Below are 15,852 nucleotides of genomic sequence, written 5' to 3'. Positions count from 1 at the left end.
TCCTTGCGAACCGCTCAAGTATTTGGCTTTGCCGCCGAATCCGTGAAGATGGAACCCTCGTTCAGAAAGGGTCTACTTATACCTCACTTGAATAAAATGCCGAGCGTGCGAGCGTGATCAGGATGATCCGGTCTCTCGGCCAGGAGCCGTCATGTCTCAACCCCGTGCCCGGATCGCCTCACAGCTAGGCCTTGCCCTCGCCGTGATACTGGCGGTCGTGATCTCCGGCAGTACCGTCTTCGCCTTGCGTTCGCTGGACGCTGCGAACCTTGCCACCCGTGAAGAACATCTGGCCAGCGAAGCGCGTCTGATGGCCGACCAGCTCAATACCTTCCACAGCACCTTGCGCGAGAGTACTCAGCGGTTGGCCGGCCTGTTCGAAAAGCGCTTCAGCGCGGGCCTGAGCGTGCATCCGGACCAGCCGGTGACGGTGGCGGGCGTACAAACCCCGGGCTTGAGCCTGGGCGGCGAAGTGTTGAACAACAACTTCAAGGAAGTGGATGACTTCAAAGCGATGACCGCCGGGGTTGCCACGGTATTCGTGCGCAGCGGCGATGATTTCATCCGCGTCAGTACTTCAGTCAGTAAGCAGGACGGCACGCGGGCCATTGGTACCGTGCTCGATCGCGCCGGCCCTGCCTATGGTCCGGTGATCAGCGGGCAGAGCTACATTGGTCGAGCCCTGCTGTTCGGACGCTTCTACATGTCGCAGTACACGCCCGTACGCGACAGCAGCGGCAAGATCATTGCCGTGCTTTACGTAGGCTTCGACTACACCGATGCGCAGAACGCGCAGTTCGAGAACCTCAAGCGCTTCCGGATCGGCCAGACCGGTTCCCTGGCGCTGCTGGACGAACAAAACAAATGGCTGGTACCGCCGGCCGGTGTGCAGGCGCTGGACAACGCTACCGCGACCATTACGGCTCTGATCAAAAAGCCGGGCAAGGGCGCGTTCTGGACAGATACCGCCGAAGATTTCTACAGCGTTGCCGTACCGTTCGAAGGTGGGCCGTGGGCGGTGGTGGCGAGCATGCCGAAAGCCGAGATTCGCGCCGTGACCTGGAGCGTCGGTACGCAACTGGCCATTGGCAGCCTGCTGGCGATGTTGTTGGCAGTCGGGTCGGCGATGTGGTTGCTGCGCAGCAAACTGGCGCCGCTTGGGGACCTGGTGCGCCAGGCCGAAGCGTTGGGCGCCGGCGACCTGAGCGTGCGCCTGAACGTGTCGAGCCATGACGAGATCGGTCAGTTGGCTCGTGCCTTCAACCAGATGAGCCAGGCCTTGTCGACCATGGTCGAGCACATCCGCAAGGCCTCCCAGGAGGTCAACAGCCGTGCCCAGGCGCTGTCCGGGTTGTCCAGCGGAGCGTATGAAGGCATGGAGCAGCAATCCGGCGAAATCACCAGCATGGCCGGTGCGGTGGAAGAGTTCAGTGCCACCTCATTGAATATTGCCGACAACATGGGCAATACCGAGCGCCTGGCCCAGGAAAACGCTCAACAAACCCGTATTGGCCGGACCTCGATGGACGAAGCGTCGTCGTCCCTGGAACAAATTGCCGGTGCGCTGAACAGCACGGCCACGGTCATCAATACCTTGGGCCAGCGTTCCCAGGAAATCGGTGGCATCGTGGGTGTGATCACCTCGATTGCCGAGCAGACCAACCTGCTGGCCTTGAACGCCGCCATCGAAGCTGCCCGCGCCGGCGAGCAGGGCCGTGGTTTCGCCGTGGTGGCCGATGAAGTCCGCAGCCTGGCTTCCCGCACCCGCCAGGCCACTGACGAAATTTCCAGCATGATCAATAGCATCCAGCAGGAAACCGGCAATGCCATCAGCACGATGGAGCAGGGCAACCTGTTGATGCAGGAAGGCCTGTCGCGCAATGCCAACGTGGCCACCGCCCTGGCGCGCATCGATGAGCAGAGCCGCTCGGCCGGCCAGCAATTTGCGGCGATCACCACCGCCACCCAGGAACAAAGCAGCACCGCGACCTTGCTCAGCAGTAACCTGCAAAGCATTGCCATGGCCAACAGCGAACAGCGCCAAGTGGTCTCGAACCTGGCGCTCACCGCCAAGGAACTGGAAAAACTGGCCCAGGACCTGCGCCAAGAGGTTGATCGGTTCCGCTGAAGCGTCCTGCGCCACCGTCACGAGCAAGCTCACCCACAACCCCTGTGGGAGCGAGCTTGCTCGCGATGACGGCAGCCCAGTCAATATCTTTCACCCTGACCCACCGCCATCGCGAGCAAGCTCGCTCCCACAAAAGCCCCCGATCTTGTAAGCGTGCCTTTTTAAGGTTATTGCTGTTTTTAAGCTTGCTGAAACGTTTCTTCAAGTCTATAAAAACCGCACAACTCCAATAAAAGGTCGTGACCATGACTCCGCTCAAACTCCTCGTTACCCTTGGCGCCCTGGGCGCTGCCTCCCATGCGATGGCTTGGGACTACGTCCTGCTGGATACGGATAAAGCCGCTCAACCCTGGCAAATCACCAGCCAGCAACTGGGCGTGAAGACCGGCAAGCCCTTTTCCGTGACGATGCGCACCCTGCACGGCGGCCGGCAGGAAGGCGTCAGCATCGTCGACATCGACAATGGCACCCTGAAACTTTCGGTCGTCCCGACCCGCGGCATGAACGTGCTGCAGGCTTCGGTCGGGAATGTGCGCATGGGTTGGGATTCGCCCGTCAAGGAAGTGGTCAATCCGGCGTTCATCGAACTCAATGGCCGAGGTGGGTTGGGCTGGCTCGAAGGGTTCAACGAGCTGGTCACCCGTTGCGGCTACGAGTGGGTCGGCCATCCCGGTATGGACAACGGTGAGCTGCTGACCCTGCATGGTCGCGCCGCCAACATTCCTGCCAACAAAGTCACGTTGCACATTGATGAAAAACCGCCTTACGCCATCACCCTGCGGGGTGAGTTGAAGGAGCAGGCGTTCAAGAAGGTCGACTTCTCGGTGCAGACCGAACTGCTCACCGAGCCCGGCAGTGTAACGTTCGCGCTCAGCGATACGCTGACCAACAACGGCGATTATCCGAAGGAATACCAAGCGCTCTACCACAGTAACTTCAGCACGCCGTTCCTGGAGCAGGGCGCTCGTTTCGTGGCACCGGTCAAGCAGGTTTCGCCGTTCAACGACAAGGCCAAGGGCGATTTGTCCGATTGGCAAACCTACCGGGGCCCCACCAAGGATTACGACGAAACTGTCTATAACGTCGTGCCATACGCCGACGCCAAGGGCGACACCCTCACCGTGTTGCACAACAAGGCCGGTAGCCTCGGTGTGTCGGTGGGCTTCAACACCAGCACGCTTCCGGTGTTCTCCCTGTGGAAAAACACCGACACCCAAGGCCAGGGTTACGTGACCGGCCTGGAGCCAGGCACCAGTTTTTCCTATAACCGCCGGTATCAACGCCCCCTGGGCCTGGTCCCTACCATCGGGCCGAAAGAGCACAAGCAGTTCCAGATCCACTACAGCTTGTTGGCGGACAAGGGCGCTGTGGATAAGGCGCTCAAGCGCATCGACGCCATCCAGAACGGTCAAAAAACCGAGGTCCGGGAAACACCGTTGGTGGACCTGAGCAAACCATGAGGCGATTCAGGGTGTCGTAGCTGGCCGATACTGCAACGCTTCGGCCAAGTGCTCGCGGCGGATGCCCCCCGCTTGCTCCAGGTCTGCCAACGTCCGGGCGACCTTGAGCAAGCGGTGAGCGGCGCGCAGCGACAGGGTCAGCCGTTCACAGGCGGTTTCCAACCAGGTTTCATCGGTTGTGGATAACTTGCAGTGCCGGCGCAACCCCGGCAGATCAAGAAAGGCGTTGGCGCAACCCTGGCGCCTGTGCTGACGCTCACGGGCCTCGGCCACCTGCTCGGCGACCGTGGCCGTATCGTCCCCAGGTTCGTTCTTGGGGGTCAACGCCGTGGCTTCCCGGGCGACGGTCAGGTGCAGGTCGATGCGGTCCAGCAGCGGGCCGGAGAGTTTGTTGCGGTAGCGCTGCACCATGTCCGGTGTACAGCAGCAGCGGCCGCTGGGCTCGCCAAGATATCCACAAGGGCAGGGATTCATTGCCGCCACCAACTGGAAACGCGCCGGGAAACGCACTCGGTCGCGGGCACGAGAAACCACGATGTGCCCAGACTCCAGTGGCTCTCTCAAGACCTCCAGCACCTTGCGGTCGAATTCCGGCAGTTCATCCAGAAACAGCACCCCATGGTGAGCGAGGGTGATCTCCCCCGGTTGCGGTTTTGACCCGCCACCCACCAGCGCGGGCCCGGAAGCCGAATGGTGCGGCTGGCGAAACGGCCGTTGCGGCCAATGGCTCAACGGCACGCAACTGGCCACCGACTGGATGGCCGCGACCTCCAGGGCCTCACTCTCGGCCAGGGGGGGCAACAGCCCCGGCAGTCGGCTCGCCAGCAGTGTCTTGCCAGTTCCCGGTGGCCCGCTGAACAACAGGTTATGAGCCCCCGCGGCGGCAATCAGCAAGGCCCGCTTGGCCCCGGCCTGGCCTTGTACTTCGTTCAGGTCGGGGTAGGGCTTGCTGGCCGAGAGCAGTCCATTGGAAACGAAAGGCTCGACCGGTGTGTGCCCATTGAAGTGCGCCACCGCTTCGAGCAGATGGTCCACGGCGATCACCTTCAGCCCCGAGGCCAGGCAGGCCTCCTCGGCATTGGCCCGCGGCACCACCAGCATGCGCCCGGCCTTGCGCGCCGCCAGGGCCGCGGGCAATACCCCGCGCACCGGCCGTACCGCGCCGGACAATGCCAGCTCACCAAGGCATTCCACGTCGTCCAGCGTCAGGGTTGGCACCTGCACGCTGGCCGACAGGATCCCCAAGGCAATGGCCAGGTCGAAGCGCCCGCCGTCTTTTGGTAGATCTGCCGGTGCCAGGTTCAGGGTGATGCGCCGTGCCGGGAAGTTCAGCCCCGAATTGATGATCGCGCTGCGCACCCGATCCTTGCTTTCCTTCACCGCCGCCTCCGGCAGGCCAACCATCGTCAGCGATGGCAAGCCATTGGCCAGGTGGACTTCAACGGTAACGGCAGGAGCCTCGACCCCTACTTGGGCGCGACTGTGGACGATGGCGAGCGACATGAATCATTCCTTGAGTGAATAGGACGCCGCGTCCTGCGGCTCTTGAAGATTAGTCGTGGGGATGCGCTTGGGCGCGGCAATTGAAAGGAGAAATTTTGGCAGGATGTTACGACAGCCAGTGATAGCCGAAGGGCGGTAAACGCGATGCTGTTCAGCGGGCGTCACCCGAAATGCCCGGTAACCACCCTCTGCTAGACTCGATTTTGCCCAGTCGGCGCTGGGTGGTATCACCGGCACAGCGAGGAAGTGGCCATGAACGATCTGCTGGCTCTGTTAACCGACAAGCGTTTCATGCCTCACGGGCATTGCTACATGTGGCGTCCGGACCTGCTGTGGACCAATGTGATCGCCGACGGCTTGATCACCCTGTCGTACGTCACCATCCCCTTCACCCTCCTGTACTTTATCCACAAGCGCAAGGATGTGCCGTTTGATTGGATGCTGGCGGCCTTTGGTGTGTTTATCCTGGCCTGCGGGACCAGCCATGTGATGGAGATCCTGACCATCTGGCAGCCCTATTACTGGCTGTCGGCGCTGGTCAAGGTGATCACCGCGATTGCCTCGGTGATTACCGCCATCCTGCTGGTTCGGTTGGTGCCGGCGGCGCTGAAGATCCCCAGCCCGAAGCAACTGGCCAAGGTCAATGACGAGTTGCGCGAGGCGCAGGCCGAGCTGGTCACCACCGCGCGCCGGGCCGGTATGGCGGAGATCGCCACCAACGTGCTGCACAACGTGGGCAATGTGCTCAATAGCGTCAATGTGTCAGCCCAGGTCCTGTACGAGAAGGTGAATACATCCAAGGGACCCGGAGTGGCCAAGGTCGTCCAGTTGATGAAGGCGCATCCCGACGATCTCGGTGATTTCATCAGCAGCGACCCGAAAGGTCGCGCGCTACCCGACTATCTCGACAAGCTGGCCGACGCGCTGGCAATCGAGCAGCAGGCGATGATCGCCGAGTTGGCGCAGTTGACCAGCAGAATCGACCATATCAAGGACATCGTCGCCACCCAGCAGTCCTACGCGGGCAACTCCAGCGTACTGGAGCCGGGCTCGTTGCGAGAGTTGGTCGAGGATGTCGTGCGCATTTGCGATGTGTCCCTGGCCCGTCACCACATCACGCTGGTCAAGGCGTTCAGCGATGTCCCTCAAATGCCGCTGGACAAGCACCGAGTGCTGCAGATCCTGGTCAATCTGATCAACAACGCCAAGCAGGCGCTGGAGGCGGGTGCGAACCGGCCGCCGCAGATCATCCTGCGCTTGAAGGTCGTTGACGACAGGCGCGTGCGGGTCGAGGTCGAGGACAATGGCGAGGGAATTTCGCCGGACAATCTTGCGCGGGTATTCGAGCATGGCTTTACCACGCGGACCAACGGCCATGGCTTTGGCCTGCACAGCTGCATTCTGGCGGCGCACGAGATGGGTGGCGATCTGACCGTGCAGAGCGCCGGGCTGGGCAGGGGCGCGCTGTTTATCCTGGAGCTGCCGCTGGCACAGACCCCGGCCCCCTCTCAGCGGGCGGCGCAGGGTTGAGCAGGCCCTATACCTCCCTTAGCAACTGATCGGCGATACGAATACTCAGCGCGGCACCCGTCAAGGTGGGGTTCACGCAGGACGATGACGGCATCACGCTGGTCCCGGCGATAAACAGGTTGGCGTGGTCGTGGCTACGGCAGTCGCGGTCGACCACCGAGTTTTTCGGATCGTCGCCCATGATGGTAGTGCCCATGATGTGCTGGCGGTTCTGGAAGTTGACGTCGGTGCTGAGGATGTCGGCGTCGAGCAGGTGGGCGAACTGCTTGAGGTCCTCCAGCGCCTTTTCCTTGCCGGCATGCCAGTAGTCGGGAACGCTGTAGTAGATTTCCGGTACTGGCAGGCCGATTGCGTCGAAGTGGGTTTTGCTTGGGGTGACGCGGTTTTCCGGCAGTGGCAGGGTTTCGAAGTCCACTGCCCAGTTCAAGGAACGCGCCGACTGCAAGCGGATCTGTTCGTCGAGCTTGGAGCCCAGCACGCCCTTGGCGATCAGGTTGGTGGTGATCTGCGAGGTGGGCACTGTGTTGCGGACCTTGATCTTGTAGCTCGGGTAGTCCTTGCGGAACGCGCCGTCGCGGCTGTTCAAGTAGACCAGCAGCTGGGTCGGTCCCTCGCCGGGCCACATGTCCTCCTTGGTCATCACGTTCATGCTCACGCCGGTGTGGTCCATCAGGTTGCGGCCGACCTGGTCGGAAGTATTGGCGATGCCGTTGGGGTATTTCTCGGAGGTGGACATCAACAACAGCTTCGGCGATTCGATGCCATAGGCCGCCAGCACAAAGTAGCGGGCGGTCAGGCGATGCTGGGTCTTGTCGGGGCGCATGTACCAGATCGCGCTGATCTTGCCGTCGTCGCCGGCCTCGATCTTGTACACCACCGAGTTGTCCAGGACCTTGGCGCCGTGGCGCTCGGCCTCGTCGATATGCATCGAGCCGTCGTACTTGGCGGCGATCGGGCAAACCGGGTTGCAGTTGTTGTTGCCCGCGCACGGTGGGCGTTTGCCATAAGGGCGGGTGGCGCGACCATTGGGCTCGAGGATCGGGTTGTAGCCGCCCTTGCTCAACAGGGTCGAGAGGCGTTTGAACATGTAGCTGGGCTTCAGGCCTTCCATCGGGTAGGGGATCGAGCGCGGTGGATAGGCCGCACCGCCCTGGCCGCTTTCATCCTGGCCGTCGACCCCGGACACGCCCAGCTCGGTCTCGGCGCGGGCATAGAAGGGTTCCAATTCGTCGTAGCTGATCGGCCAGTCGCGCCCGCGCCCGTAGAGGGCGTTGAGGCGAAAGTCATTGGGCAACATGCGCCACAGCGAGGAACCGAAGTGCCAAGTGGTGCCGCCAACCACCCGCAGGTAGGAGGTGTTGTACTTCACCGGGCCAACCTGTTGCAGGTAGTCGCCATAGGTGGAGGGCGCATGGGGCAGGCTTGGATAGGGCGAGCCGGCACCCTGCAGCTTGGCGTTGGCCAGCGAGAGCTTGACCGGCGCATTGCGGAAAGCCTCGACGATGTCGCGGCGGTTCACGCGCGGGCCCGCTTCGAGGACGATCACGGATTTGTTCGCCTTGGCCAGGCCGCTGGCGATCAGGCCACCCATCACGCCGGAGCCGATGACGACCACATCGGCGTCGTAAACAACGCTGCTCATAGTTTGAAATCCTGCGTGCTGGCTGGCTTGGCACCCCAGGAGTCGGGGCCGCCACCGTAGGTTGGAATGATGAGAATGCCGTGGGTCGGGCGATACATCAGCGCTTCGCGGTAGCTGATCAGTTCGGCATCGGCGAGCTCACCGACGATGCCCAGGTACCAGGCCGAGATGATGCTGGTGGCAGTCGCCTTCAACGATGGGTCGGGGTTGGCCTGGGCCAGGTATTCATCCACATGCTTGAAGCCTTGCCCGTCGATCATCTGCCTGAGGGCACCGACATTGCCCCTGAAGTTCGGTGCGCGGCGGCTCAGGGCGCGGTAGTAGCGCGCCGCCAGGAGCGGGTTGACTGGGCGACTGACGAGAAATTGCGACAGGACGATAAAGTCCTGGTCGTCCTCGGCCATCGCCGATTGCCAGGGGCCGAGGCCGCCGACCAGGGCCGCCAGGCCCAGGGTGACCGACCCGCGCAGCAGGCTGCGGCGGGACAACCGGTTGGTGGGGGCGGATGAAACGGGCATGTGTGGGTCGGTCATTGAAGTCTCCATTGCTCAGGCCTCCTGTTGCCGGCGACGAGCCTTGAGCCTGTAAAGCACCAGGAGGATCAGCAGGCCGAGCACCGTTAGCGTCGGTCCGCTGTAGCGTGCCAGCACGGCGATGGGGGCCTTGGGTCCGCCTTCGCGCACCTGTGCCACATCCGCAGCGGTCACGTTCAATTCGGCATTGCCATAGCGGGACAGGACGTAGTTGCTGACATCGGCGATCTGCTGGTCGTCGAGGCGATCGGTGAACAGTGCATCGGGACCGAAGGCCGGCATGTCGATTGCCACGCCGTCGACTTCGCGATGTACGCCATGGACGATGGTCGCGATCAGGTTGTCGCGGCGGCTGGTCGCGGTGTTGTGGAACAGCGAGGGGTACTCGCGGGTGCCCTCGCCGTTGGCCTGGTGGCAGTTGGCGCAGGTGCCACTGAAGATGTGCCAGCCCGGATTGTCCTGCGGCTTGCCGCCGCGCAGGCTGAGTTCGTCGTTCGACGCCTGGCCGAAGGTATGGCGGGCCTGGCGTTCTCCGGTGGCGATTGGCGGGGTCTGCAGCAGGTAGGCGGCGATGGCCTTGAGATCATCCTCGCCGAGGTATTGCAGGCTGTTCTCGACCGCCTCGGCCATGGGCCCGGCTGCCTGCGCCTTGCCCTCCATATGGCCGCTGCGCAGGTAGGCAACGAGCTCTTCGCTCGACCAGGCGCCGATTCCGCTGGTCTTGTCCGAGGTGATGTTCGGGGCGTACCAGCCCCCCAGCGAACCACCGGCAAGCGCCTTGGCGTTCTCTGCAGCCATCAGGCTGTTGCGCGGGGTATGGCAGGTATCGCAGTGGGCCAGTGCATTGACCAAGTAGTCGCCGCGATTGACCTGCGGGGACTTGCCCGGATCCGCCTCGAAGCGTTTCTGGCTATGGAACAAGGCATTCCAGCCGAGCATCGAGGCGCGGATATTGAACGGGAAATCGAGCTCGGTCTTGGGGCTGGGCGTATCCACCGGCGCGACTTCATCCATGAAGTACCGGTACAGGTCTGCGACGTCGCTGTCGGTCATCTTCGCGTAGGAGGTGTAGGGCATCGCCGGGTACAGGTGGGTGCCGTCCGGGGTCACGCCGTCGCGCACGGCTCGGGCGAAGTCTGCCTGGCTGTAACGGCCGATGCCGGCGCTCTTGGAAGGGGTGATGTTCGTCGAGTAGATGACGCCCATCGGCGAGTTGAGCGGGTAACCGCCGGCAAAAGGCTTGCCGTCGCGGGTGCTATGGCAGGCCACGCAATCGGCGGCCACGGCCAGTCGCTTGCCGGGCGAGGCGCTGGTGTCGAGTGTCTCGCCGTGGGTCGCCAGGCTGACCGTCATCAGGGCCAAGGCGCCCGCGAGCATATTCCTCATGGGCTTCGCCTTGCGCACGCCGGGCAATGGCGAGTCCCTCCTCTGCGGATGCATGTGTAACTCCTCACGGTTGGGGTTCGACGCGTTGCCGTTGGCTCGGTTCGTTAAGGCTTGCACGGTCGTACGATGTCTTACGTTGCGATGAATATGTCACATGATGTAACATTTCTCAATGAAAATGGCCAAGGGCCATCATTTTTTTTTTTTATGAAACGGCTCTATTTAAGGTGTTTCAGAAGGGTTCTGACCAAAAGCGTCGCGAGCGCAATGGGCAGGAAAGAAAGGAGATCGCTCCATCCAGCTTGAGGGTTAACAGGGGTTTTTGCTTGTATGTTTGTGATGTTGTACGACGTCATGACGAAAAAACTATCAAGCGTCGCGCCAACAGTGTCCTGTCGGCAGGCGGACCCGAGCGGCGATGGAATCCGGACACAGGCCCTTTACCTGGCGTTACGCGGGGCAGGGAAATGCACACATAACAGGGCTGCTGGACCAGCATCCCATGAGGATCCACCGATGAACTGGCTCAATGATGCAAAATTATCGACCAAACTGATCACCTCGTTTTTCCTCTGTGCCTTGATCACGCTCGCCGTGGGCATGCTGGGCGTCAGTGGTGTTTCCGCGCTGTCGACACGCTTGCTGGGGGTGTTCAACAACAACCTGGTTTCGGTCGCCAACACGTCGCAGACCAAGACCAAGGCGGTTGGCCAGACGCGCGACATGTACCGGCTGTATGTCGCTACCGCCGGCAACGCCCCGCAGAGCATGAAGGATGAGTTTCTTGCCTCGATGAAAGCCAATCAGTTGGCCAGTGAACAGGCCTTCGCCGCTTACCGTAAAGGGATCCTGGCTGAAGACGAGCGCCTGGCCGGCGACCAGATGGCCCGCGATTGGCCGGTCTACCAGGCCATGGTTCAGCAGTACGTGGCGATGATGGCGGCTGGCGATCTGGAGAACGGCCGCGCCCTGCTGCTGGGTGACCTGCAGAAAACCTATCGCAAGGTGATGGACCAGTTGACCATCATGATCGACTCCAATGACCGCCAGATCAGCGAAGACGCCAAGGCCGCCACGCAGCAGGAGGTGACGGCCAAGACCGTGTTGTACAGCGGCATCGTCGTGGCCTTCATTGCCGCGCTGCTGTTGGGCGTGTTTATCAGCCGCCTGATCAGCCGACCCATTGCCACGGCGGTCGATTGCGCGCAACGCATCGCCCAGGGCGACCTGACCCAGCACATCACCAGCCGCGGTCGCGACGAGGCCGGTCAATTGCTCAAGGCCTTGGGTGACATGCAGACGAGCTTGAAGTCCACCATCCAGCAGATTGCCAACGCTTCGGACCAGTTGGCTTCTGCCGCCGAGGAACTGACGGCGGTCACCGATGATGGCAGTCGTGCCTTGATCCGGCAGAATGACGAGATCCAGCAGGCCGCCACGGCCGTGACCGAGATGACTTCGGCGGTCGAGGAAGTGGCTCGCAACGCGGTCTCCACTTCACAGGCTTCGCAATCGACCAGCACGCAGGCCAGTGAAGGACGTGATCAGGCTCGTAGCGCGGTGCAGGCGATCAACAACGCCACCCAGGAAATTACCTCATCCACCGGACTGGTCAGGGACCTTGCCGTGCAGGTCCGCGATATCGGCAAGGTGCTGGATGTGATCCGCGGGATCGCCGAACAGACCAACCTGTTGGCGCTCAACGCGGCCATCGAGGCGGCCCGCGCCGGGGAGCAGGGTCGCGGCTTCGCCGTGGTGGCCGATGAGGTTCGCGCCCTGGCGGCGCGGACCCAGGCGTCCACCGGTGAAATCGAGAGCATGATCCACTCGGTGCAGGACCGTGCCGACAGTGCGGTTGATGCCATGGGCAAGAGCCAGACGCTGGTGACCGAGACCCAAAGTCTGGCCCGCGCCACTGGCGAGGCATTGGAGCTGATTGCCGACGGTATTTCGCAGATCAATGACCGTAACCTAGTGATTGCCACGGCGTCCGAGGAACAGGCCCATGTGGCCCGTGAGGTCGATCGCAATCTGGTGAATATCCAGGATCTCTCGACCCAGACTGCGGCTGGGGCGAACCAGACCAATGCTTCGAGCCAGGAGCTGTCCAACCTGGCCCTGTCATTCAATACCCTGGTCGGCCGTTTCCGTCTCTGACCCGTCGGGTTGAATACGCCTGGGTGACCGGGCGTATGGCGCCGGCTCGCGGCTTATTCCGCTACCGGAGCCAGTCGCGCTTCCAACTCCGCCACCTTCGCCTCCAGGCTCTCCAGCCGCGCCCGGGTCCGGGCCAGCACGACCATTTGGCTGTCGAATTCTTCCCGGCTCACCAGGTCCAGTTTGCTGAAGCCGCTTTGCAGCAGGGCTTTGAACTGGCTTTCGATTTCGCTTTTGGGCAGCGGCGTGTCGCCACTCAAGATGCGGGAGGCGTGGCCGCTCAGGGCGTCGAGGAGGTCTTTGGGCGCAAGCATGGCAGGTGTCCTGAAAACAATGGCGGGCAGTGTATCACGCAGTGTCTATAGTCAATTCGCAAGCCAGGGATGCACGCTTTTCGCGCAGGGGGCTGGGCAGTGCTGCACTGTTGTTGTGCGTATCGCTGCGGTTCATGGCGCAACGCGCGTTGAACAGGTGGCCAAGAGACTGAAATCAGAGGGTTTGGTGCAGATGGCAAGGTTTCTGCTTAGTGGCTGATGACCCACGCACTGATGCAGTCGCTGTGACGAATGCAGTGCAGCAGGCGGAACGGGGAGTTTCGTCGGGATCGGTTAACTGGCACCTGTCGGGCAACTTGGGCCGACGACGCGTTACAAAGCCAGGCACTGCGCTTAGACTTGAGTCGGGTTTGTTTTCCTGGGGCAAGTCCACCAATTCGGGAGAAAGTTTCATGAAGCTAGTCACTGCCATCATCAAGCCGTTCAAGTTGGACGACGTGCGCGAGTCGTTGTCCGAGATCGGCGTGCAGGGCATTACCGTTACTGAGGTCAAAGGCTTCGGCCGGCAGAAAGGTCACACCGAGCTGTATCGCGGCGCGGAGTACGTGGTCGATTTCCTGCCCAAGGTGAAGATCGATGTCGCCATTGACGACAAGGATCTTGATCGGGTGATCGAGGCTATCACCAAGGCCGCCAACACCGGCAAGATCGGTGACGGGAAGATCTTTGTGGTCAATCTGGAACAGGCTATCCGCATCCGTACCGGCGAAACCGATACCGACGCCATCTAAGCCGCCAAACCCAACGCCCCAGGAGAAAACAATATGACTCTGCGTAAATTCGCAGGGCTAGGAGCCCTGTTGTCCTTCGCAATGCCTGGCCTGGCCATGGCAGAAGAAGCGGCAGCCCCAGTCCTGAACTCCGGCGACACCGCCTGGATGCTCACGGCCACGATTCTTGTACTGTTCATGACCATTCCTGGCCTGGCGCTGTTCTACGGCGGCATGGTTCGGTCGAAAAACCTTCTTTCCGTGATGATGCAGTGCTTTGCCATTACCGGTCTGATCAGCATCCTGTGGGTCATCTATGGCTACAGCATTGCGTTCGACACCACCGGCATGGAGCAGGGCGTCGTCAACTTCAATTCCTTCATCGGCGGTTTCGGCAAAGCCTTCCTGGCGGGCGTCACGCCAGCCAGCCTGACCGGCCCGGCGGCGCTGTTCCCTGAAGCGGTGTTCATCACCTTCCAGATGACCTTCGCCATCATCACCCCGGCCCTGATCGTCGGCGCATTTGCCGAGCGGATGAAGTTCTCCGCCATGCTGGTCTTCATGGGCGTGTGGTTCACCCTGGTGTATGCGCCGATTGCGCACATGGTCTGGTCCGGTAACGGCGGCCTGCTGTGGGACTGGGGCGTGCTGGACTTCGCCGGCGGCACCGTGGTGCACATCAACGCCGGTGTCGCAGGCCTGGTGGCGTGCCTGGTATTGGGCAAGCGCAAAGGCTTCCCGACCACGCCAATGGCGCCGCATAACCTGGGTTACACCCTGATGGGCGCGGCCATGCTGTGGGTCGGCTGGTTCGGTTTCAACGCCGGTTCCGCTGTCGCCGCCAACGGCACCGCCGGCATGGCGATGCTAGTGACCCAGATCGCGACCGCTGCGGCGGCGCTGGGCTGGATGTTTGCCGAGTGGATCACCCACGGCAAGCCAAGCGCACTGGGCATCGCCTCGGGCGTCGTGGCGGGCCTGGTTGCCATCACCCCGGCTGCCGGCACCGTGGGCCCGATGGGCGCCCTGGTCATCGGCCTGGCAGCGGGCGTGGTGTGCTTCTTCTGCGCCACTACCCTCAAGCGCAAACTCGGCTACGACGACTCCCTGGACGCCTTCGGCGTGCACGGCATCGGCGGTATCCTCGGCGCGATCCTGACCGGTGTGTTCGCGGCACCGGCCCTGGGTGGCTTCGGCACCGTGACCGATATCGGTGCGCAAGTGTGGATTCAATTCAAGGGCGTGGGTTTCACGGTGGTCTACACCGCGATCGTCACCTTCATCATCCTCAAGGTCCTGGACGCCGTCATGGGTCTGCGTGTCACCGAGGAAGAAGAAGCGGTGGGCCTGGACCTGGCCCAGCACAACGAACGTGGCTACAACCTGTAGGCACACGCAAAAAAAATGCCCGGTTCGCCGGGCATTTTTTTGTCTGGAATTTGTCATTGCTCACAAGGTGCAGTGGTTTTTCCGACGCCTTTTGTTGTGGATGCGACATGGGTTTTTATACCGCCAAAGGCTTACACCGAAGCAAGAATATTAGGCCCTTTGTTTTTTCCCAGAGCGCGCTAGAATGCGCGCCGAACGTGCGGAGATGTGTATGTGGCAACAGACGCTGATAACGCTGCGGGCAAGGCCTCGGGGCTTTCATCTGGTGACGGACGAGTTGCTCGCCGGCCTGCCTGAACTCCAGGCGTGTCGTGTCGGTCTGTTGCATCTGTGGCTGCAGCATACCTCGGCTTCGTTGACCATCAACGAGAACGCCGATCCGGCGGTACGTCGGGACTTCGAACGATTTTTCAATCGGCTGATCCCACAAGGAACCGCCGATTATGAGCACAACGACGAAGGCCTGGACGACCTCCCGGCGCACTTCAAGGCCAGTGTGCTCGGTTGTCAGATCAGCCTGCCGGTCACGGCAGGACGGCTGGCATTGGGTACCTGGCAAGGTGTTTATCTGGGCGAGCACCGTGATCACGGCGGTGCTCGTAAAGTCCTCGCCACCTTGTACGGTGACGGGGCGTAACCGCTGATGGCCGGCGGATGTTGAATTTTTTCTGGCAGCCTTCGAACAGATGGCGAAGCTGGGCTATAACTAATCTGCTTTTCGCAAGTCATGAGGTAGAACATGAGCGACGATGATCTGGAAAACGACGACCTCGAAGTAGGCGACGAAGACGAGGCCGAAGAAGGCCTTGAAGCGGCGGCTGAAGACGTTGCCGACGATGATGGGGCCGATGTTCCGGTTCCTACCGCCAAAGGCAAGGCCAAGGCTGCGGTGTCGGTCGACGAGTTGCCGAGCGTAGAGGCCAAGAACAAGGAGCGTGATGCGCTCGCCAAGGCCATGGAGGAATTCCTGGCCAGGGGCGGTAAGGTGCAGGAAGTGGAAGCCAACGTGGTCGCTGATCCGCCCAAGAAGCCTGACAACAAGTACGGCAGCCGCCCTATCTGAGCTTCTGCTTCTTGCT

At 61.7% G+C, this 15,852-nt stretch carries 13 protein-coding genes; 8 read left to right on the top strand and 5 right to left on the bottom strand.

The features are described from left to right. The first annotated feature begins 151 nt into the window (after positions 1-151). Together KI237_RS29430 and KI237_RS29425 are read left to right on the top strand one after the other, a co-directional pair. Positions 152-2,128, top strand: coding sequence for a methyl-accepting chemotaxis protein (locus KI237_RS29430; protein WP_212798140.1), 1,977 nt, complete (start codon positions 152-154; stop codon positions 2,126-2,128). A 245-nt stretch (positions 2,129-2,373) separates the two neighbouring features. Further along, positions 2,374-3,588 carry an aldose 1-epimerase family protein gene (locus KI237_RS29425; RefSeq protein WP_212798139.1) on the top strand — a complete coding sequence of 405 codons (1,215 nt, stop codon included), beginning with the start codon at positions 2,374-2,376 and terminating at the stop codon, positions 3,586-3,588. Between the two features lie 6 nt (positions 3,589-3,594). On the opposite strand, the gene KI237_RS29420 is transcribed toward KI237_RS29425, so the two are convergent. Beyond that, positions 3,595-5,091, bottom strand: coding sequence for a YifB family Mg chelatase-like AAA ATPase (locus KI237_RS29420; RefSeq protein WP_212798138.1), 1,497 nt, complete (start codon positions 5,089-5,091; stop codon positions 3,595-3,597). A 252-nt stretch (positions 5,092-5,343) separates the two neighbouring features. Here KI237_RS29420 and KI237_RS29415 point away from each other — a divergent pair, with 252 nt between their 5' ends. After that, on the top strand, positions 5,344-6,621 hold the full coding sequence (locus KI237_RS29415; protein WP_212798137.1) for a sensor histidine kinase: 1,278 nt from the start codon (positions 5,344-5,346) through the stop codon (positions 6,619-6,621). A gap of 7 nt (positions 6,622-6,628) precedes the next feature. Here KI237_RS29415 and KI237_RS29410 read toward each other — a convergent pair whose 3' ends face one another. Genes KI237_RS29410 through KI237_RS29400 form a run of 3 tightly spaced genes read right to left on the bottom strand, consistent with a single transcriptional unit; the run spans position 6,629 to position 10,182 of the window. Continuing rightward, on the bottom strand, positions 6,629-8,263 hold the full coding sequence (locus tag KI237_RS29410; protein ID WP_212798136.1) for a GMC family oxidoreductase: 1,635 nt from the start codon (positions 8,261-8,263) through the stop codon (positions 6,629-6,631). Continuing rightward, positions 8,260-8,796 carry a sugar dehydrogenase complex small subunit gene (locus KI237_RS29405; protein WP_249410676.1) on the bottom strand — a complete coding sequence of 179 codons (537 nt, stop codon included), beginning with the start codon at positions 8,794-8,796 and terminating at the stop codon, positions 8,260-8,262. Before KI237_RS29405 ends, KI237_RS29410 begins: the two co-directional genes overlap by 4 nt. A gap of 15 nt (positions 8,797-8,811) precedes the next feature. After that, complete coding sequence (locus KI237_RS29400; RefSeq protein ID WP_212798134.1) at positions 8,812-10,182, bottom strand: cytochrome c; 1,371 nt, start codon at positions 10,180-10,182, stop codon at positions 8,812-8,814. Between the two features lie 516 nt (positions 10,183-10,698). On the opposite strand from KI237_RS29400, the gene KI237_RS29395 reads away from it, so the two are divergent. Beyond that, positions 10,699-12,339 (top strand): methyl-accepting chemotaxis protein, encoded by a 1,641-nt coding sequence (locus KI237_RS29395; protein ID WP_212798133.1) that lies wholly within the window; start codon positions 10,699-10,701, stop codon positions 12,337-12,339. Positions 12,340-12,392: 53 nt separating this feature from the next. Here KI237_RS29395 and KI237_RS29390 read toward each other — a convergent pair whose 3' ends face one another. Continuing rightward, positions 12,393-12,653, bottom strand: a complete 261-nt coding sequence (locus tag KI237_RS29390; protein ID WP_212798132.1) for an accessory factor UbiK family protein — start codon at positions 12,651-12,653, stop codon at positions 12,393-12,395. A 413-nt stretch (positions 12,654-13,066) separates the two neighbouring features. Between KI237_RS29390 and glnK the strand changes: the two genes are divergently transcribed. The 4 genes from glnK to sutA all read left to right on the top strand — a co-directional run bounded on the left by glnK (position 13,067) and on the right by sutA (position 15,836). Continuing rightward, the gene (gene glnK, locus KI237_RS29385; RefSeq protein WP_002555808.1) at positions 13,067-13,405 is read left to right on the top strand and encodes a P-II family nitrogen regulator; all 339 of its coding nucleotides are present in this window, start codon (positions 13,067-13,069) and stop codon (positions 13,403-13,405) included. Between the two features lie 33 nt (positions 13,406-13,438). After that, positions 13,439-14,773 (top strand): ammonium transporter, encoded by a 1,335-nt coding sequence (locus KI237_RS29380; RefSeq protein WP_212798131.1) that lies wholly within the window; start codon positions 13,439-13,441, stop codon positions 14,771-14,773. Between the two features lie 211 nt (positions 14,774-14,984). Then, positions 14,985-15,410 (top strand): secondary thiamine-phosphate synthase enzyme YjbQ, encoded by a 426-nt coding sequence (locus KI237_RS29375; RefSeq protein ID WP_003206814.1) that lies wholly within the window; start codon positions 14,985-14,987, stop codon positions 15,408-15,410. Between the two features lie 102 nt (positions 15,411-15,512). Next, a complete protein-coding gene (sutA, locus tag KI237_RS29370; RefSeq protein WP_007941277.1) occupies positions 15,513-15,836 on the top strand; it encodes a dormancy-specific transcriptional regulator SutA in 324 nt (107 codons plus the stop codon). Positions 15,837-15,852 lie beyond the last annotated feature (16 nt).

The organism is Pseudomonas sp. St316, assembly GCF_018325905.1.
Taxonomy (GTDB): domain Bacteria; phylum Pseudomonadota; class Gammaproteobacteria; order Pseudomonadales; family Pseudomonadaceae; genus Aquipseudomonas.
This window is presented reverse-complemented; position numbering and strand designations above follow the sequence as displayed.

Bases quoted from the DNA above. Each gene is read 5' to 3' on its own strand.
- KI237_RS29390 (WP_212798132.1), bottom strand. From the start codon at position 12,653: ATGCTTGCGCCCAAAGACCTCCTCGACGCCCTGAGCGGCCACGCCTCC.
- KI237_RS29375 (WP_003206814.1), top strand. From the start codon at position 14,985: ATGTGGCAACAGACGCTGATAACGCTGCGGGCAAGGCCTCGGGGCTTT.
- KI237_RS29415 (WP_212798137.1), top strand. From the start codon at position 5,344: ATGAACGATCTGCTGGCTCTGTTAACCGACAAGCGTTTCATGCCTCAC.
- KI237_RS29400 (WP_212798134.1), bottom strand. From the start codon at position 10,182: ATGAGGAATATGCTCGCGGGCGCCTTGGCCCTGATGACGGTCAGCCTG.
- KI237_RS29405 (WP_249410676.1), bottom strand. From the start codon at position 8,796: ATGACCGACCCACACATGCCCGTTTCATCCGCCCCCACCAACCGGTTG.
- glnK (WP_002555808.1), top strand. From the start codon at position 13,067: ATGAAGCTAGTCACTGCCATCATCAAGCCGTTCAAGTTGGACGACGTG.
- KI237_RS29425 (WP_212798139.1), top strand. From the start codon at position 2,374: ATGACTCCGCTCAAACTCCTCGTTACCCTTGGCGCCCTGGGCGCTGCC.
- sutA (WP_007941277.1), top strand. From the start codon at position 15,513: ATGAGCGACGATGATCTGGAAAACGACGACCTCGAAGTAGGCGACGAA.
- KI237_RS29380 (WP_212798131.1), top strand. From the start codon at position 13,439: ATGACTCTGCGTAAATTCGCAGGGCTAGGAGCCCTGTTGTCCTTCGCA.
- KI237_RS29395 (WP_212798133.1), top strand. From the start codon at position 10,699: ATGAACTGGCTCAATGATGCAAAATTATCGACCAAACTGATCACCTCG.
- KI237_RS29410 (WP_212798136.1), bottom strand. From the start codon at position 8,263: ATGAGCAGCGTTGTTTACGACGCCGATGTGGTCGTCATCGGCTCCGGC.
- KI237_RS29420 (WP_212798138.1), bottom strand. From the start codon at position 5,091: ATGTCGCTCGCCATCGTCCACAGTCGCGCCCAAGTAGGGGTCGAGGCT.
- KI237_RS29430 (WP_212798140.1), top strand. From the start codon at position 152: ATGTCTCAACCCCGTGCCCGGATCGCCTCACAGCTAGGCCTTGCCCTC.